The organism is Leptospira noguchii serovar Panama str. CZ214 (genome assembly GCF_000306255.2).
In the GTDB taxonomy this organism is placed as follows: Bacteria; Spirochaetota; Leptospiria; order Leptospirales; family Leptospiraceae; genus Leptospira; species Leptospira noguchii.
Genome location: NZ_AKWY02000011.1, coordinates 1 through 18035, shown reverse-complemented (window position 1 = coordinate 18035; position 18035 = coordinate 1). Strand labels below are relative to the sequence as shown.

At 34.8% G+C, this 18035-nt stretch carries 14 protein-coding genes and 1 pseudogene; 6 read left to right on the top strand and 9 right to left on the bottom strand.

From position 1 onward, the window contains the following. Nucleotides 1-353 precede the first annotated feature (353 nt). From LEP1GSC059_RS04720 to LEP1GSC059_RS04710, 4 genes are read right to left on the bottom strand one after another with little or no spacing between them, the layout of a single operon-like run. Nucleotides 354-1217, bottom strand: coding sequence for a hypothetical protein (locus LEP1GSC059_RS04720; RefSeq protein WP_017214231.1), 864 nt, complete (start codon nt 1215-1217; stop codon nt 354-356). A gap of 38 nt (nt 1218-1255) precedes the next feature. Beyond that, nucleotides 1256-3232: an ATP-dependent DNA helicase gene (locus LEP1GSC059_RS04715; RefSeq protein WP_017214230.1), complete on the bottom strand. Its 1977-nt coding sequence runs from the start codon at nt 3230-3232 to the stop codon at nt 1256-1258. Continuing rightward, nucleotides 3229-3354, bottom strand: coding sequence for a hypothetical protein (locus LEP1GSC059_RS24520; RefSeq protein WP_002177789.1), 126 nt, complete (start codon nt 3352-3354; stop codon nt 3229-3231). The genes LEP1GSC059_RS04715 and LEP1GSC059_RS24520 overlap by 4 nt, the downstream gene beginning before the upstream one ends. Then, the gene (locus tag LEP1GSC059_RS04710) at nt 3351-4943 is read right to left on the bottom strand and encodes a sodium-dependent transporter (protein WP_017214229.1); all 1593 of its coding nucleotides are present in this window, start codon (nt 4941-4943) and stop codon (nt 3351-3353) included. Before LEP1GSC059_RS04710 ends, LEP1GSC059_RS24520 begins: the two co-directional genes overlap by 4 nt. Before the next feature lie 435 nt (nt 4944-5378). Here LEP1GSC059_RS04710 and clpB point away from each other — a divergent pair, with 435 nt between their 5' ends. Beyond that, nucleotides 5379-7958, top strand: a complete 2580-nt coding sequence (gene clpB, locus LEP1GSC059_RS04705; protein ID WP_017214227.1) for an ATP-dependent chaperone ClpB — start codon at nt 5379-5381, stop codon at nt 7956-7958. Between the two features lie 129 nt (nt 7959-8087). Here clpB and LEP1GSC059_RS04700 read toward each other — a convergent pair whose 3' ends face one another. The 4 genes from LEP1GSC059_RS04700 to LEP1GSC059_RS04685 all read right to left on the bottom strand — a co-directional run bounded on the left by LEP1GSC059_RS04700 (nt 8088) and on the right by LEP1GSC059_RS04685 (nt 12000). Then, nucleotides 8088-8495, bottom strand: coding sequence for a helix-turn-helix domain-containing protein (locus LEP1GSC059_RS04700; RefSeq protein WP_002153214.1), 408 nt, complete (start codon nt 8493-8495; stop codon nt 8088-8090). Between the two features lie 1004 nt (nt 8496-9499). After that, complete coding sequence (locus LEP1GSC059_RS04695; protein WP_017214224.1) at nt 9500-11020, bottom strand: LIC12015 family putative lipoprotein; 1521 nt, start codon at nt 11018-11020, stop codon at nt 9500-9502. A gap of 18 nt (nt 11021-11038) precedes the next feature. After that, nucleotides 11039-11392, bottom strand: a complete 354-nt coding sequence (locus LEP1GSC059_RS04690) for a hypothetical protein (RefSeq protein WP_002177727.1) — start codon at nt 11390-11392, stop codon at nt 11039-11041. Continuing rightward, nucleotides 11389-12000: a hypothetical protein gene (locus tag LEP1GSC059_RS04685; RefSeq protein WP_017214223.1), complete on the bottom strand. Its 612-nt coding sequence runs from the start codon at nt 11998-12000 to the stop codon at nt 11389-11391. The genes LEP1GSC059_RS04690 and LEP1GSC059_RS04685 overlap by 4 nt, the downstream gene beginning before the upstream one ends. A gap of 44 nt (nt 12001-12044) precedes the next feature. On the opposite strand from LEP1GSC059_RS04685, the gene LEP1GSC059_RS04680 reads away from it, so the two are divergent. From LEP1GSC059_RS04680 to LEP1GSC059_RS04665, 4 genes are all read left to right on the top strand, one after another. Beyond that, the gene (locus tag LEP1GSC059_RS04680; protein WP_002177751.1) at nt 12045-12398 is read left to right on the top strand and encodes an STAS domain-containing protein; all 354 of its coding nucleotides are present in this window, start codon (nt 12045-12047) and stop codon (nt 12396-12398) included. Between the two features lie 7 nt (nt 12399-12405). Next, nucleotides 12406-13152, top strand: a complete 747-nt coding sequence (locus tag LEP1GSC059_RS04675) for a diacylglycerol/polyprenol kinase family protein (RefSeq protein WP_002177717.1) — start codon at nt 12406-12408, stop codon at nt 13150-13152. Nucleotides 13153-13613: 461 nt separating this feature from the next. Beyond that, nucleotides 13614-15419: a translation elongation factor 4 gene (gene lepA, locus LEP1GSC059_RS04670; RefSeq protein WP_002177699.1), complete on the top strand. Its 1806-nt coding sequence runs from the start codon at nt 13614-13616 to the stop codon at nt 15417-15419. A 724-nt stretch (nt 15420-16143) separates the two neighbouring features. Beyond that, nucleotides 16144-17241, top strand: a complete 1098-nt coding sequence (locus LEP1GSC059_RS04665; protein WP_420323972.1) for a 1-aminocyclopropane-1-carboxylate deaminase — start codon at nt 16144-16146, stop codon at nt 17239-17241. 321 nt (nt 17242-17562) lie between these two features. Here the strand turns inward: LEP1GSC059_RS04665 and LEP1GSC059_RS24820 are convergent. Next, nucleotides 17563-17709 (bottom strand): annotated as a pseudogene (locus LEP1GSC059_RS24820) (IS481 family transposase); the annotation flags it as partial. 227 nt (nt 17710-17936) lie between these two features. Between LEP1GSC059_RS24820 and LEP1GSC059_RS21385 the strand changes: the two are divergent. Continuing rightward, a partial coding sequence (locus LEP1GSC059_RS21385) for a transposase (RefSeq protein ID WP_155243401.1) occupies nt 17937-18035 on the top strand: 99 nt, incomplete at its 3' end.

The following is an 18035-nucleotide window of genomic DNA, read 5'->3' as shown; positions in this document are numbered from 1 at the left end:
GAATAGAACACGATCTGTCGAACGACCTATGAGGAGAGAGTGCTGAGATACTGAGTTTGAAAGATCGTTTTGCTGAGTTCCCACCATAGATCCTTGCGCGTTATACCGAATTCACATTAAGCAATAGAGTTGTTGAAATTCAAATTAACAAAACTTCTTCAATGGACCGTTTCCATAAAATAGAAGGCGATTCATTTTTCAACAACTCTAATATACAAGAATCTATTCTTATGCTGAACTTGCGTTAGCCCACGGATCCTAAACTATTTTGCTTAGTGAATTTTCGCCTTTTGAACAGGTTCTAAATTTGCAGGTATGCCGATGAGAATTCTTGTACCTGCTGACAAAATAAATTACTTATCCTTTAAAATAATTACTCTGCAATTTTTAAGCGCGACTTTTGTTTTAGTAGAAGCAAGAATTTTTCTAGCGTCTTCTCCTGCAATAACCGGATTTACTGGATAGTGCCCTGTTACGCCTAACGCAGTAACGAAATAAGGTTTATTTCCAGAGATTTGAGAACGAAACGCTTCTTCTGGAGTTTTCATGTAGCTCACATAACCGTGATTAACCACATTTTCTTTAGAAACGAAGTAAGGAGAATAAACGCTATTTCCTTCTTCCGAAAGTATTTCTGGAAAAAGTGCGACGTCTAGTTTAAGATGTCTGGCGTCTATAATTAAGGAAGTAAATTCGGCAGCCAAAGTAGGTGGAGGGTATTCTGGAAAATTTTCGGACTCATAAGAAAGAAAAACGTAATTAAGAATACCACGTTTTCCTTTAAATTGAATAGTACCTTTAGCGATTGCACGGTTTTCTACAAAGTTAACCGTTGTAAAAATGGGTTCAATTTCATAGATTTGATTGAAGATTTCCCGAAAAAAAGAATCTTCTCTAATTTTTTCACGAAGAGTAAAATCAGAATCTAATTTAAGAGTATCGATTTTTTTAAAGAGAAATTTCTTAAGTTCCACTTCTGCGTTAGAAGACGCTTTTTTTCTCGCTTCGGTTAGATTTCTGGCAGTATTTTCTGCACCCCAATCCGAATCTTCTGTAGAGTAAGTTAGTTTTGGAAGTTTTAAAGATAGAATCTTTTGAATTTCACCTTTTTTCCAATCCACCCAAGTATCTGTAAAATCTTTACTTGCAAAAGAAAATGAGTTATCAATTGGAATCCAAAAAAGAAAGATCAAAAAAAATCGAATTATGAAATTCATAAATCTGAGTGCTCTAAAAATAGAAATGAGTCTTCTATTTATTTCGGCAGATTATCAAATTCTCTTCTCAAATCTTCTCGATTCTGAATCAATTTAGCGGGAGGAAGAGATTTTAAAAGATCTCTTCCATACGTTTTTGTAAACATTCTAGGATCTAAAATAGAAACAATACCAGTGTCAGTTCCGGAACGAATCAAACGGCCAAAACCTTGTTTAAGAACTGTGCAGGCATAAGGGAGTTGTAGTTCTGCAAATGGATTTCCCCCGGATTCTTTTAATTTTTCACTTTTCGTTTCTAAAACAGGGTCGTTAGGAACTTGAAACGGGAGTTTTGCAATGATGACCGATTTAAGTTTGTTCCCTCGAATATCAATTCCTTGCCAAAACGTAGAAACTCCAAATAGAACACTATCTGGAGTTTGTAGATACATTTGTTTTGCACCGTCCGGTCCTAGATCGGATTGAGAAAATAGAGGTAGGTCCGTGTGAGGACGAATCGCTTCGTAGACCAATTTTAAAGACTTAAAAGAAGTAAAAAGTACGAATGTATTTCCTCTAGTCAATTCAATGAGCCAGAGAATTTGTTTTGCCAAATCAGCGTGATAACCGTCTGGATCTGCCACCGGATCTCTGATTTCTTTTGGAACATATAGAAGAGCATTTTTTTGATATGGAAACGGGGAAGGAACAGAAAGATTGGAGGTATTGAGATTCCCAATTTTTTTCTGAAAGTATTTAAAATCGTTTCCGGAAGTAGAAAGAGTAGCAGAAGTGAAAACGATCGATTGCATTTTGGAAGCAAATTGATCTCGGATGATTTCATCCGGACTTAACGGTTCCATACAAATTTTATAATAGATTTCTTTTGAGTTTTGATCGGGAGGTTCGATCCAATAGACAAGATTTGTATCGTCTACTTGTCTAAAAGTTTCTAAACTGGAAGTTACTTCGTCTAATCTTCCAACTAACATTTCTAAGACGAGTGCGGATTCTTTTTCAGTGATGTCCTCGTTATCTTTGGATAATTTAGAAAGATGTTTCTGTAGAATTTCTACGATTTCAAAAAGAATTCCGGCAAACTTTCCTCGGTCTAATTTCAGAGGTCTTTTGATTCTTTGAGGACTGTAAAAATTAAGAGGAACTTCTCCGGAAAGAGAGTTGAAAAAGACGGTCAGAGCTTCCCCAGCCTGTGTGACTAAATCTTTGAGAGAGTTGGATCCGATCGAAACGGCAATACCAGAATTTTTATTAGGAAGCCAGATTTGTTGTAGAAGTTTTTGAATTTCTAAAGAACGAATTTCCCGACGGAAAGAAGAACCGATAATATCAGGAAAGTTATGCGCCTCGTCTAAGATGATTCTACTGAATTCCGGAAGAATTTTAAAGTCACTTGCGATATGAGCCGCTAAAAGATGATGATTGATAATAAGTATGTTAGAACGTTTCCATTTTTCTCTTTCTAAAAAATAAAAGGAATGAGAAAAGTTAGGACAATTTCTTCCCAAACAATTATCCGTTTCTCTTGTAATTTTATTCCAAAAATCGTAAGAAGCGGTTCCATTAAATTCCTGTTTTCGACCGGACTCGGTGGTTTTGATCCATTGATTGAAAGAATCCAGATGAGGAATCATCTCCGGGCCGAAGGTTCCATCTTTAAAAACGTGATTCATTTTACGTTTACAAACGTAATTAGAAGCACCCATTGCGACTTCTGCTTTTAGATCGATTCCTAAAATTTTAGAAACCATAGGAATGTCTTTAGAAAGAAGTTGTTGTTGAAGTGATTTTGTTTCCGTGGAAATAACTACCGGCTCTTCTATTTCAATTGAAATGAGAGCGGCGGGAATTAAATAAGCAAGAGATTTACCAACTCCGGTGCCCGCTTCTGCGATCAGATGAGTTCCGTTATAGAGGGAGTCTTCAATTTTTTGGGAAAGTTGGATTTGTACTTTTCTAGGTTCAAAATCATCCCAAAGAGAAGAAAGTTTATCAAAATATTCTAAAGAACGGTTCAATGGTTTCTAGTTTTAAAAAGTTTGAAAATGCAGAACGTAGAAAGACCGGTTACTAAAAACAGAGAAAGAGCCATGATAGAAATACCTTGCCAGTTTAGACCTTCCTGCGCTAAAAACATCATTTTAAATGAACTCTCTTTTCTTTATATTTCAAAGCATAGTGTACTAGAAGAATCAATAAACTGAAAACTAATAAAATACCAAAAAAAACGAATCTAGCAACTAAGGCCTTCATACGTGCGATTTCTAAAGACGTTCCCTTCGAGATGGCTTGAGCTAACATAGAGTCTATACTCATTCTTTCAAAATGACCGGGAAGGTTTTGAATTAAGAAGGCTATGAATATAACGAGTAGAAATGCAGGGGTAATGTATTGAATTACAAACCAAAAGAATTTAGGTAGTTTTAGATGAGAACCTTCATTTCCATCTTCTAAACCTTTTTTAGCACCTACCTTCCAACCGAATAAGAAAATTTGAATACTTGCTAGGATAAAAATCAAAATGGTACCGATCCAAAAATCGGCGAGTTCAAGGGCTTCAAAGTTCTGATTGAAATAAATAATTGGAAAAGAAAGACTTGCGGTAAATAAAAATAGAATCAAGCAAGAGGTTTTTCTTTTTAGGCCGAAAGATTCTTCTAAAAAGATAATTCCTGGTTGTAACATGGTAACCGAAGAAGTGATCGCAGCAAGAAAAAGAACGAAGAACCAAATGGCGCCGAACCATTGACCGCCAGGCATCAGAGAAAAAACGGATGGAAGAGCGATAAATCCCATACCGAACATACCGAAATCGTTGATCGAAGGCCCTAAGAATAAAAAGGCGACTGGAATTGTAATCATACCTCCAACGGCAACTTCTACGAATTCATTTAAAGAAGCAGCGGAAATAGAAGAGAGTACCACGTCGTTATCTCGTTTGAGATAACTAGAAAAAACGAGAGCGATTCCAAAACCTGCGGATAAAGTAAAAAACACCTGACCGGCCGCGGCGATCCAGACTTCCGATTTTAAAAGAGCGGACCAATCCGGATTCCACATTTTTCCGAGACCTATATCGATGTTGTCTAACGTAAGAACTCTAATTAAAATAATAATGGAAGAGACTAACATCAAAGGGACTGCTATTTTTGCAAAGGTTTCAATTCCTTTGGAAATTCCTCGGAAGACTAAGGCAAAATTGAGAATAAAACAAGTGATCGTTGCATAAAAAATTTTACCCGAAATTGCGTCTCCGTTATGCCTGGCTCCGGTCAGATCTAGATAATAGTTACCGGCTGCTTGGATGATTTGAGATTCCGAGGATTGACCGTTAGCATTGAATTGAATTTGTCCGGTTAAAAAATCGAAGGAGTAGGCCAGACACCAAGCCTCAATAAAAACGTAATATACATAGATCAGAATAGGAATTGTGATCCCAATAGCACCTACGATTCTGAGAGGAAAACCAGAAAGGAAACTTTTAAATAAAAAAGGAGCGCTATGACCGGTGCGGCCTCCCATTCTACCCATAATCCATTCAGTGATACAAACCGGAATCCCTACTAAGATAAAACTGATAATGTAGGGAACCATAAAGGCACCACCACCATTAGCGACTGCTTGACCTGGAAAACGAATAAAATTTCCGAGCCCGATTGCACCACTTGCCACGGTAAGTATAAGTCCGGTTCTAGATTTCCAGCTTTCTTTTGGAACTTCCTTTTGCATGATGTTTACTTGCAAAACATACTTTCAACTCCTCACTGTCAAAGGAAAAGCAGCGGATTGAGTAAAAAACGAGACATAAATGATTCGGATTGGGCGGCTCCCAGCATTGAGTTTTGCTCAATGCTGGGCCGGGCTCTTCGTTTCAATCTGCAAAGCAACAGGAAAGTTAGATTTTATTTGAAAAAATAAAAATTGAGAGCATGTTGTATTGCAGTATTTTTACTTCGATCCCTGCCGCACTGACCAGAAATTTGTATGAGTTCCCACATTTTACCGAAGAATCTAAATTTTGTATGAGTTCCTACATTTTACAAAGAAATTCTGGACTGGGAGAAAAATAAAATGCCAATATGGCAGAAAAAATGAGAAATTTTAAAGACCAAAAAGTCTAAATTCTAAACTAAAAAACAGAACCTCATTGGAAAGGGTTGGAAAATGAAATTAGATAAACTTACATCCAAACTAAATGAAGCATTGTATAACGCACAAACTTCTGCCGAAAAATTGGAAAATCCGGAAATCAGCGAAGAACATATTTTAAAGGAAGTTCTATCGCAGCCAGACGGACTGGCGCCTCTTTTAATTTCTAAACTCAATCTGAGTCCAAAATCGTTTTTGGAAAGTACAGAAAATGCTTTAGGAAAACAACCAAAGATAGGGGGAAATAAGTCTGCGGATATAGGATTTTCGCGTTCTGCAGTTTCACTTTTAAAAGCCGCGGATGAAATAAGAAAAGAATTAAAAGACGAATATTTGTCTACGGATCATATTTTACTTGGACTCATGAAAAACGGAATCGGGCCATTAAAAACTGAGTTTTTAAAATTAGGATTAGAATATCATAAATTACTTAAGATTACTTTGGAAAATAGAAAGGGAAAAACAATCATGGATGATTCGCCGGAAGGAAAAACGGATGCACTTGCAAAGTATGCAAAAAACCTAAATGAACTCGCCAAACAAGGAAAACTAGATCCTGTCATAGGAAGAGACGAGGAAATTAGAAGGACAATACAAGTCTTATCTAGAAGAACAAAAAATAATCCAGTGCTTATTGGAGAACCCGGGGTTGGTAAAACTGCAATTGTGGAAGGACTTGCCAATAAGATCGTTCAAGGAGAAGTCCCAGAAGGAATCAAAAATAAAACACTTTATACTTTGGATTTAGGTTCTATGATCGCCGGAGCCAAGTATAGAGGGGAATTTGAAGACAGACTCAAAGCGTTGTTAGACGAGGTCAAATCTTCGAACGGAGAAGTGATTTTATTCATAGACGAAATTCATACTCTTGTAGGCGCCGGAGCCACAGAGGGAGCATTAGACGCTTCTAATATGTTAAAACCAATGCTTGCTAGAGGGGAACTGCGCTGTATAGGTGCAACTACTCTAAAAGAATATCAAAAATATATAGAGAAAGACGCAGCATTAGAAAGAAGATTTCAACCTGTTTATGTCAAAGAACCTTCCGTAGAGGAAACCGTAACTATTCTAAGAGGGCTCAAAGGGCGTTACGAGTTACATCATGGAATTAGAATATTAGATTCTGCTTTGATAGCTGCCGCGACACTTTCTAATCGGTATATATCGGATCGATTCCTTCCAGATAAGGCGGTGGACTTGATTGACGAAGCCTCTTCTAAGATGAGGATCGAGATAGATTCTATGCCAGAAGAACTTGATCGCGCGAACAAAAGGATTCAATCTCTAAAGATAGAAAGAGAAGCTTTAAAAAAAGAACAGGACGTCGCTTCGAAAGAAAGATTAAAAACTCTAGAAAAGGATTTATCCGAACAAGAACAGAATTTTCAAACTCTAAAGGCGAGATGGGATTTAGAAAAATCTAAGATTGGTCGTTTGAAACAAATTAAAGAAGAAATAGAAAAATATAAAAATTTAGAAGCGGAAGCCGAAAGAAGAGGAGAGATCAATCAAGTGGCTGAGATCCGCTACGGAAAGTTAGTCGATCTTCAAAAAGAACTCGAAGCCGCAAACGAAGAACTAAAAAAACAAGAAAGCGCTTCTAGACTTTTAAAAGAAGAAGTCTCTGAAGAAGATATAGCGAATATAGTTTCACGTTGGACTGGTATCCCTGTTTCTAAGATGCTTCAAGGAGAACGAGCAAAACTTCTTTTGATGGAAGACGCTTTGAAAACCAAGGTGATTGGACAGGATCACGCTCTCAGACTCGTTTCGGAAGCGGTACAAAGATCTAGGGCCGGAATTGCAGATCCAAATCGTCCGATAGGAACGTTTTTATTTTTGGGGCCTACTGGAGTTGGAAAGACCGAAACTGCAAAGGCACTCGCCGAATTCTTGTTTGACGATATAAACGCGATGAACCGGATCGATATGAGCGAATACATGGAAGCTCATTCTGTAGCCAGGTTGATCGGTGCGCCTCCGGGTTATGTAGGATACGATGAAGGAGGACAACTTACGGAAGCGGTTCGAAGGAGACCTTATTCTTTGATACTTTTTGACGAGATTGAAAAGGCAAATCCGGAGGTATTTAACATTTTCCTTCAGATTTTAGATGAAGGAAGGTTGACCGATGGAAAGGGGCGTAACGTTGATTTTAAGAATACAGTCATCATTCTTACTTCAAATATAGGCTCGGACGTTTTGGGATCTTCTGAATATACTTCGGAAGAAAAAGAAAGATTGGTGGAAGAAAGATTAAAAAAACATTTTAAACCAGAATTTTTAAATCGAATTGACGAAGTGATTTTGTTTCATTCGATCACGGATTCGGTAATTCATAAGATTGCGGATATTCAATTGGAAGGTTTGAAACAAAAGGCGAAAGAAAACGGTTTGAACGTAAGTTTTACGAACGAATTAAAAGACTATGTTTCTAAAGCCGGTTTTGATGCGGAATACGGGGCCAGACCTCTCAAACGTTTGATTCAAAGAGAAGTAGGAAATGCACTGAGTCGATATATATTGGACGGTAAGTTTACAAACGGACAAAACATAACCGTGGATCATAAACATGGAAAAGTAGTTGTAGTTTAACGATATTGAATGATCGAAAACGATCTTGCTGTTAATAGTTTGGGTTACAAGTTAAACGAATCGAAGTTTTTCAAATATATAAAAAAGGAAGTTTGTTGCTTCCTTTTTTATCGAGTGTAATCTTATTTTTTAATATTCAACTTTTTGAAGAAACAATTCTTCCTTTTTCATTTTTAAAGCTTTAGACGCCATGTTTTTAAAATCTTCTGGCGGTTCTAAAAGTCCTAATTCTACCTTGGAAAGAAAAGGTGTAGATACTTTTAGTTTTTTAGCCATATCGTATTGTTTAATACCCAATTCTCTGCGTTTTGCCCAGAGTCTGTTGGTGAGTCCTTCTGTAAATTCAGGATAAACATCTTCAACGGGTTGTTCATTAAACAATTTTTCAAGAGTGGTTTTCAAATATTTTACGCAGGCTTGTTTGAATTTTTCGGTAGGATCCTGGCTGCCCGTTTCAATTTTTGAAAGGTAGCTTGGAGAAACCCCGAGCGCTCTCGCCATATCGTATTGTTTTATGCCTCGTTTTTTTCGAAGCATGTATATGTGGTTTTTCATTCAATTCCCCTCTCGAACACAAGAGTATTTTAATGAAACGTAAATTCAAGAAAAAATTTCCAATGGGCTTAAACAAGATTACAATTTTATGATTTAGTAAGCCGAAAGGGTTACGACAAATAAGTCAAATCAAGAATAAGACAAATGTAGAAAATAGAAAATAAGTTTTAAGTTCAAAGTAATAATAGATTAACAAATTATAAAATGAAATTTATTTGTAGATTTGTTTTTATTTAAGTGAGTAAGACTCAATGATTTATTTTTATACAATAGAGCTTATATGAAATTTAAATATAATGATGAAACTTATAGTTATCTTTTGTTGATAACTGTATAAAACAGAGTTCTTGATGTTTTACAAGTCTAACAGTTTTTTGTAATAAATATTTACGGTATTTTATTGTGTGACTCTGAATAAAGTAACATTAGGGTTCATTCTGAAATAGAGTTGTGGAAATAATAATTTTCCATTTGTTTTATGAAAAAGTTCGATTGAAGCAATTTTGTTAATTTGAATTATGAAATTTTTTAACAAATATAATATTGTTAGAATATTTATAATTAATAATATTTTTAAAAAAATTTAGATTTATTGAAAATATTTTTCGACTTTTTTGAAAAACTGAGACAAAATTTTAAAAAACCTGAAAACTAACTCGAGTTTGTACTAAATGTTTGTTTTTAACGTTTTGATTTAGTTTAACATATTGTTTTTTTGCAGGAAAATTAAGCTTTTGAATTTTTCTTAAAATAGTTTTTTCATTTTTGTGATGTCGCAAAGGTGATTTTATGTAAAAATTTGATTGGACGAATGGTTCTTTTTGGATTTTATAAAGTTTTTTTCTACAAAATAAAATTATAATAACAGAAAATTTTTATGATCGTTTTTAAAAAATTGAAAGGTTTTAAAAAGATTAAAATGAAAATTGAATTTGAGAAAATGCAGATAAATCCGGCTCTATTAATAGAACCGGATTTTTAAAATTTTAGATTTGTCCAGCTTTCAAACTTTCTGATGAGATTTTAAATTCGTTTTCGGACTTTAATTTTGAGAGATAGTCTTGAAAGATAGATTGTTTTTTACCTTCGACTAACTCTTGTTTGATTCTTTCTCTTACCTTTCCGAAATCTTCAGGAATTCTTTCGTTTGGATTTGCGGAAGAAGGTTTGGAATAGGCGTAGAGCTTACCAGCCTCGTAAGTATCTCTGATTTCCTTTTCCGTAATATTTACTTCCGAATCAATGGAACGATTTCGAATCAGCATAAAAAGGACGGATCTACCAAGTAATGGAAGGGTTTTCTTAAATTCTTTTGTATCTTTGAGAGACTGAATTTCTTTAGATTCCGATGAAATTCGAATTGGAAGATAGATTTGAGCATAGAATGAAAGTTGATCGTTTTTTTCTTCTTCGAGGGAACCTTTGCGTTTTTGAAGAATGGGAGCGATTTTATTAAACTCTGTAATCAGATCTTTAAAAGAGAATTTAGATCCTTTTTGGTCTTCGAAAAGAATTGTATCTAATTTTAAATCTTTGATAAATTGGGGAGTTAAGTCTACTATTTTCAAACCACTTTTTGCCTTTAACGAATCCATTTCACTTTTCCAGGCTTCTCTTAAAAAACGGTTACCGTAGTGTTCTGCGGTTTGATTTGCCCTTTCGTTTACAACTAAGTCGGAATAAAATTTGGCAGAGTTTTTTTCCTCTTCTGTGATTCCTTCTTTAGAAACGTATTTTACCGCGAGGGTTTTTAACTTATCTAATTCATTTTGAAAAAACTTATCTATTTTTTTAGGATAAATTTTTTCGATTCTTTCCACTTTGATAATATAATAGTCTTTTGCAGTTTGTTTAGAGATAGATGATGGATCAGGGTCGGAAGGTTGTTTTAAAATAAAGTTTCCTTTGGTTTGTGCTGCTTCTTTAAGAATTGAAGTAAACGGATCGTTTCCGCAGTTGATACAATGTGGTTCTAGTCTTCCTCCGATTGCTTTTCTTTGAATTTCGTCTGTATTTTTTGCGATAAATTCAGAGATCTCACGGTCGGATTTTAGTTTTTGAATTTCTTGAAAAAGTGTTTTTGCCCTTTCTTCGCTAACCTGTGGTTTGTCTGGGTCCGCTTTTACGAAAAGAATTCTACCAAATGCAAATTCTAACATTCCGGAAGTGATCAGTTTTTCGGAGAATTTTTTTCTATAATCGTTGAACACTACTTGAGGCTCTACGAAATTCATAATTTTATTATATTCTTCTTTTGTAACTATGTTCGTATTCTGATTATTGGCCTCTGCAATTTTTTGAATTCCGATTTCTTCTACAATTTTAGCTTGAGTGGCGATCGAAGCGGTGTTTGGATCTGGTTCAATGCCGCGTAGTTTATAATAAGCTCTCAATTCTTCCCGTGTTACGGTGCCAGATTTAAAAGAAGCGAGAACGTCCGAATCCCTGTTACAGTTGATTACACACAACAGGGAAAAAATAGTTAGAAATAAAGTTTTTTGTTTCATGAAATTGTGTCTTGAGTCTTAGTATTTGTGAATTGTCTTTCTAGTTGTCTGAGGTTTTGGATCTGGGATCTCTACAGAAATTTCCCGAGTTAAATTTTTTTCTCGGGAGCTGTATAAGTTTTTCATCTCGGTTGGAGAAGATTTGACTGAATTTTTCAACAGCCCGATTTTACCGGATTCTTCTTTAATTTTTAAAGATAGAATTTCGGCCTTTCCTGATTCTAAATTTTTCATTTCTTTTTTAATAGAATCTTTTAGAATTTCAGAATAGTCTCGGTCTGAGGAAATTTTTTCCTGAATCTTTCCCAGTTCGAGTATGTCTCGGTCTACTTCTTCAATCTTTCGAAAAAGATGTGCTACCTTAACCTTCATACATTTATCCCAGCGTTGATCTTTTTGGATTCTATGTCGGTTTGCAAGAATGAAAAAAGATAAAAATAGGAAAAATTCAAAAGAGAAGGTTGTACGAATAAGATACTCAATGAAAGTAATACAAAACAAGAAGTAATGAGATTGATTTTTTGAGAACGTAAGTAAAAAAAACTTAAAATACAAATCAGAATTCCAGACTTAATTATGGAAAGAAAGTTTAGCTTTTCCCAAAAGTAGATGTCCTCTTGCCACCACGTTCTAAATACTGAGATCCATAAAAGTAAAAATAGAATTTTATGAACTGTCTTTTCTAAAAATCCGGTTTTTATATCGAATTTAGTTGGTTCTACTCCTTTTAGAAATAGAATTCCGGAACAATGAATACAAATCAGGTCTAGTAGATCTCCAGGGGTGGAACCGTCTAACCCGCCAATTGCGAGAAGTATTAAAGTGAGAATGGAAAGTGGAAATATCAGCTCGTTATTCTGATAAGAACTGGCTCTTTTATGATAGAACAATACGGAAATACTTAAAACGATAGCTCCTGGAAATAAAAAGGAATAAGACCTTAAAACCAAAAATAGAACGGATAAGAATAGAAAAACCATTTGTCTTAGGGAAGAAATACTTATAGATTGACTTTCCAAGCATTATGATTTTGAACGAAATCATCATTTCTACAGAGAAAATCGACAACGTTCAGGTTATAAAACTTCAGGGTTCTATCAACTCATTTACTGAAAAAAAATTCAGAGAACAACTTTCGGTTTCGATTCGTTCTGGTCCGGTGATTTTGGATCTGGAGGAAGTGAGTTTGATTTCTTCCCGAGGAATTCAGGCATTGAAAGAGATGAATCAATTGAGTTTTACTTCTCGTAATAAATTGGTTTTGATTCATCCTACTGAATCTGCTCGGAACTCTATCAAAATGGCTGCGTTAAACGGGCTCTTTTTAATTGCTCCGGACGAAGAATCCGCTTTAAAAATGACGATGAAAAATAGGTAGGATATAAGTGAAAAATTCGATTCGATTTAACTACGCTCGTAAACTCTGGCATCTTCTTGGGTTGATTTTTCCTATTTGTTATTATCTGGACATTTTTCAAGGTGCATTCGGACTTTTGAATGCTACTAGAGTATTGGTTACGATTGCTTTGGTATTTTGTCTTAGTATTGTTTCTTTGTTTGAATTTCTTAGATTTCGATTTTCTGGTTTTCAAAAATTCTTTTTATCAACCCTTGGGGTTTTGATGAAAGAGGAAGAAAAGAATCGATTGAACGGAACTCTTCCTTATTTTTTTTCCTGTGCGTTTGTAGTCTTTTTATTTCCTCCGGAGATTTCCATTCTATCTATGCTTTTTCTTGTGATTGGAGATCCGACTGCTGCCTGGGTTGGAACTTTTTATGGTAAACGTAGATTTTCTAACGGAAAGTCCATAGAAGGGATCATCGCATTTATAGTTGTTTGTACAATCGTAGGTTTTGTTTTTTTAAATCTTTCCCAAAATTCTGATAAACCCAATTTTTTGAGAACGGAAGGTTTTGTACTTTATAATAGTTTGATTTTCTTAATTCCTGCGATTTTGGTTTCTGCTTTTACGGAACTTTATTGTGGTACTTATTGGAATGGTCTTGTGGACGATAATCTTTTGATTCCGACCGTTTCTGCCTTGGTCTTGGGTTTTACGGCCTGGTTATTTTTAAGTTTGGAGCCCTCCGCCATTTTTTTGAATCCAACGGAGCTATTTTTAAAGTTCTAATCGGTTTTGTAATAGTTCCCACAAATCCTAAGTTTTGCTGTAAAATTCGGTTTTGTAATAGTTCCCACAAATCCTAAGTTTTGCTGTAAAATTCGGTTTTGTAATAGTTCCCACAAATCCTAAGTTTTGCTGTAAAATTCGGTTTTGTAATAGTTCCCACAAATCCTAAGTTTTGCTGTAAAATTCGGTTTTGTAATAGTTCCCACAAATCCTAAGTTTTACTGTAAAATTCGGTTTTGTAATAGTTCCCACAAATCCTAAGTTTTACTGTAAAATTCGGTTTTGTAATAGTTCCCACAAATCCTAAGTTTTACTGTAAAATCCCAGAGTTGTAATAGTTCCCACAAATTCTAAGTTTCGCTGTAAAATCCCAGAGTTGTAATAGTTCCCACAAATTTTACTGCAAAAGTATTTTGCTTTTCAGGCTGGGCCTGGACCGAAAATCATCAGATTGAACCCTCATGAGTGATAAACAACAATTCATCCGAAATTTTTCGATCATAGCACATATCGACCACGGAAAATCTACCTTGGCAGACAGACTTTTAGAAATCGGACAAGTAACAAATGATCGTACTAAAAAAGATCAAATCCTAGACTCGATGGATATAGAAAGAGAAAGGGGGATCACGATCAAGGCAAACAATGCCACTTTCGATTATCTTGCGGAAGACGGAAATACATACATTATGAATCTTCTGGATACTCCTGGTCACGTGGATTTTACATACGAGGTATCCCGTTCCTTAAAGGCATGTGAAGGTGTACTATTAATTGTAGATGCAAGCCAAGGAGTGGAAGCGCAAACTTTGGCTAATCTTTATCTTGCGATGGAACAAGATTTAGAGATTCTTCCGGTAATGAACAAGATAGATCTTCCGGCTGCGGATGTGGAAAAAACGAAAATACAAATTGAAGAAAGTTTGGGTTTGGATCCACAGAAGGCGGTTGCGATTTCTGCAAAAACTGGACTCAATGTAAAAGAAGTTTTAGAACAAATCACCAAACAAATTCCACCACCTAAAGGAGATTCGAACGCACCTCTTAAGGCGCTTGTTTATGATTCTTATTTTGATCCCTACATGGGAGTAGTGATTAAAATTCGAGTTTTTGACGGTAGAATTAAAAAGGGTGATCGGATTTTGATGATGAGTACCGAAAAAGATTTTACGGTCAACGAAGTTGGAATCAACCGGATTACTCTAACTCCTAAAGAAAGTTTGGAAACCGGGGAAGTAGGTTATATTATCGCCGGAATTAAGAAGGTTTCGGATGCAAAGACTGGAGACACGGTCACGTTATTCTCTAATCCTACAAAGGAATCTGTGCCAGGTTATAAAGAAGCAAAACCGATGGTATTTGCGGGCTTATTTCCAATCAACGGAGAACAATTCGACGAACTCGTAGACGCGATCGAAAAACTTAAGTTAAACGACGCTGCTCTCGTTTTTGAAAAGGAAAGTTCAATTGCGTTGGGGTTCGGATTTCGAGTTGGTTATTTAGGACTTCTACATATGGAGATTGTTCAGGAAAGATTGGAAAGAGAATTCAATCTGGATCTGATCACGACCGCTCCTTCGGTGAAATACATCATTCGAAGTAAAAATGGGGAAGTGGAAGAAATCGACAATCCTTCCCGTTTTCCGGAACCGATTACGATCGAATCCACGGAAGAACCTTACGTCAAAGCAACCGTAATCACACCGAACGAATACGTAGGAAACATCATGTCACTTGCGATGGACAAACGAGGAATCCAGTTGGATACTGTTTATCTTACACAAGATAAGGTACAATTAACTTATGAGATTCCTCTCGCAGAACTTATATTCGAATTTTATGATAAACTAAAGTCTTTTACCAGAGGATACGCTTCTCTTGACTATGAGCCTTCGGGTTACAAGGCTTCTCAGCTCGTAAAAATGGATATTCTCGTAAACGGAGAACCGGTCGATGCGCTTTCCATGATCGTTCACAGATCTAAAGCAGAACAAAGGGGACGTGAAATCATCGAAAAATTGAAAGATCTCATTCCAAGACATCAGTTTATGATTCCTATTCAAGCAGCGGTGGGAGGGAAAATTCTTGCCCGAGAAAGTATTTCCGCACTTCGTAAAAATGTGACCGCGAAGTGTTACGGAGGTGACATTACTCGTAAGAAAAAACTATTAGAAAAACAGAAAGAAGGTAAAAAAAGAATGAAACAAATTGGGAATGTGGAGATTCCTCAGGAAGCATTTTTGGCCGTTTTAAAAACCGGGAACTGAAAACCTAAAAGCGCCGTGGATTTTTCTTTAATTTAATGGTTTTGCAATTTTACTTCGTGATCTTTCTTTTTTGATTCGGTGTTGAAAGACGAATTAGTTTTGCTTTCTTATATCGAATTTATGTTAACTTATTAGCAATGTTGTGATTAGAACGCTAAAATATTTGATAATCATTTTACGAATTTCATTGAATTAATAAGATGGTTTAATTACTCCAAGAAAAGTCGCGATAATTGATTCAAAAATCAATAAACCAACGAATCCTGATAATTGAAATTACCTCTTAATTTTTTATTTATAGGTATTACTTCTAAATAGTCTAAAAAATAATGCGGATATATTAAAATACGGATAGAGTTTATTTTCAATTTAATGAAGGAAAGTCTTTATAAAATTCGAATATAACGTCTCAATCTCAATTTGCTTCATAAAATTGTTATTTTGCGATTGGCATTCAAGGAAACCTTTATATTATGAAGGTTTTCTAAATAAAAAATTTTTTAAGCAAAATAGATTTTGTTTTTATTAATATAAGGAAAATTAGAAGAATTAAATCTTATCACTCGAACGTATAAAACGGTACCCAAAATTAAAAAATGATTTTGTGAAAATTCTCAAAAATTGCATCAATGCCTAAATACCGTTTTCGATTTTAAATCGATTCGATCGAGTTTTTATTTTGAGTTCTATTCAATCCTATTTATCTTCTTCGCTTTTTTCTAAAATCAAAACCAGAGATATAAATTTAAATTCAAAATCTTATCTTTCTATTCTGAGAGACGATAGGCTTGCTTTTGGGATGGGCACAAAGTTTAGAAAGTTTTATGGAATTCATAAAATTTTTGAAAGCAAGAATATCCGTAGTGTGTTTCTTCAAGGGGAATTACATAGTAATGCGTTAGCTGCATTTTGTTTTTTATTTCATAATTTTGGCTATCAGGTTCGATCGATTGCCTATGCTCGCAATCCAAAGAGGGTCACTGCAAATTCTATTTTTGTAAAATGGAATTCTCACGAATTGAAAATTTTTCCTTCTCGCGACGAATGGAAGGAAAAAATTCAAATTCTTTCTGAGTTTTTACCTAATTTGCAGAATACGTTCTCAAAGACCGATGAGGTAAAGAGTGAAAAAAATCAAATCGATTCTATTTTGAAACATGATTGGAGAAATACTCTCTCTAAAGAGCAGATCAATATGGATTTGTTTTTAAAAGAGTTTCTAAATGATCAAAGGATGAAAATCGAAATTTCTAAAACAGGGACGTCTTCGAAAAAAGATATATCATTAAATATTCAGAAAGTTATAGAAGAAGATATTATATTTGAATCTGTTTTAATTCCGGAATATGGAATGTGTCTGGAAGCGGCAGCCGGGCTAAATTTTGTCTGGAAACAAATTCCAATTTTTGAATATGATCGTTTAGTTGTGGATCTTGGCTCTGGTCTTACTTTTCTTTCTGCAAAAAAGTATTTTGGAAATTCGATTCCAATTTATGGAATAAGTACTGGTCTTCCCAAAAAGAAAATGTTGAACTGGTTGGAGCAAAAACGAGATTTATTGGGCTTTTCGAAAGTAGAGATCGAAGTTGAAAAAATTTTAGAAATTTTTAATTTAGGCGGTTTTGGATATAAAAATAGTATTATTTTAGAATATTGTAATTATTTTTATAAAAAATATGAAATCCCTGTGGAGCCTATTTATTCCGGCAAATCTTTATATACAATACAATCCTTGATTCAAAGCGGACGATGGAAAGGGCGTACACTTTATTTACATCAGGGAGGGCTTTGGAATTTTTTGGACCATTTTATGGATACTTAATATAATTCTTGAGTAAGAAAAGTTATATTATATTTTCTAAGAATATGGGCTTCCAAGCTTTATTTTTAATAGGAAGGATAAAATTTTACACTTTGATATGATTAGTTAAGTAAATTATAAATAACTTTTAGTATGTTCCTTTAGTAATTTATTGTTTAACTTTTTCTATTTTAAATAGGTTTTGTTTCGCGTTAGTTGACTACCTATAATGTCTAATATGTTGTATTAATAAATATTTTAATATCAACGTACCCATACATACTTTACACATCATACTCAATACATCCTTTACAAAAAGAAACGAAATCATGTAACCCACGTTCAATGAATTGGTATAGGATTCTTATATTGCAACACTTTTCCAGTGAACGTATCAATTACCCCGAGTGCCGCTTTATGAAATATAATTCTTATATGTCGATCCGAAATGTCCTGAAGTCCCACTGACTCTTCGGCAAGAGCGGAAGATCAGTAAGTTCGAAACTAACTTGAAATTATACTAAAAACTTAAGCTCTAACATTGATTTTGTATTTAGTTAGCGGCTGACCGTCTTTATAATATTAACGTACATAATGTTCTTTTTTGTCAGAAATGAAGTGAACCAAATATTTTTGAGCTCTTTAAGTTTTGTTGGCCTAACCTAGTTACGTAAAAACGGACACCTTTTTCTCAGCAAATGAGGTAAAGATGAAAAATGAATAAAAAAGGAAAATACTCTCCGGAGTTTAAAGAACAAGCAGTAAAGCGAACGCTTTCAGGATCGTTTACGATAAAAGAAGTCGCCGAGTCATTG

What these genes read in the sequence shown, in the direction of transcription:
- LEP1GSC059_RS04720 (WP_017214231.1), bottom strand. Translation starts at nt 1,217, where the DNA reads ATGAATTTCATAATTCGATTTTTTTTGATCTTTCTTTTTTGGATTCCA.
- LEP1GSC059_RS24520 (WP_002177789.1), bottom strand. Translation starts at nt 3,354, where the DNA reads ATGATGTTTTTAGCGCAGGAAGGTCTAAACTGGCAAGGTATTTCTATC.
- LEP1GSC059_RS04710 (WP_017214229.1), bottom strand. Translation starts at nt 4,943, where the DNA reads ATGCAAAAGGAAGTTCCAAAAGAAAGCTGGAAATCTAGAACCGGACTT.
- clpB (WP_017214227.1), top strand. Translation starts at nt 5,379, where the DNA reads ATGAAATTAGATAAACTTACATCCAAACTAAATGAAGCATTGTATAAC.
- LEP1GSC059_RS04700 (WP_002153214.1), bottom strand. Translation starts at nt 8,495, where the DNA reads ATGCTTCGAAAAAAACGAGGCATAAAACAATACGATATGGCGAGAGCG.
- LEP1GSC059_RS04695 (WP_017214224.1), bottom strand. Translation starts at nt 11,020, where the DNA reads ATGAAACAAAAAACTTTATTTCTAACTATTTTTTCCCTGTTGTGTGTA.
- LEP1GSC059_RS04690 (WP_002177727.1), bottom strand. Translation starts at nt 11,392, where the DNA reads ATGAAGGTTAAGGTAGCACATCTTTTTCGAAAGATTGAAGAAGTAGAC.
- LEP1GSC059_RS04685 (WP_017214223.1), bottom strand. Translation starts at nt 12,000, where the DNA reads ATGGTTTTTCTATTCTTATCCGTTCTATTTTTGGTTTTAAGGTCTTAT.
- LEP1GSC059_RS04680 (WP_002177751.1), top strand. Translation starts at nt 12,045, where the DNA reads ATGATTTTGAACGAAATCATCATTTCTACAGAGAAAATCGACAACGTT.
- lepA (WP_002177699.1), top strand. Translation starts at nt 13,614, where the DNA reads ATGAGTGATAAACAACAATTCATCCGAAATTTTTCGATCATAGCACAT.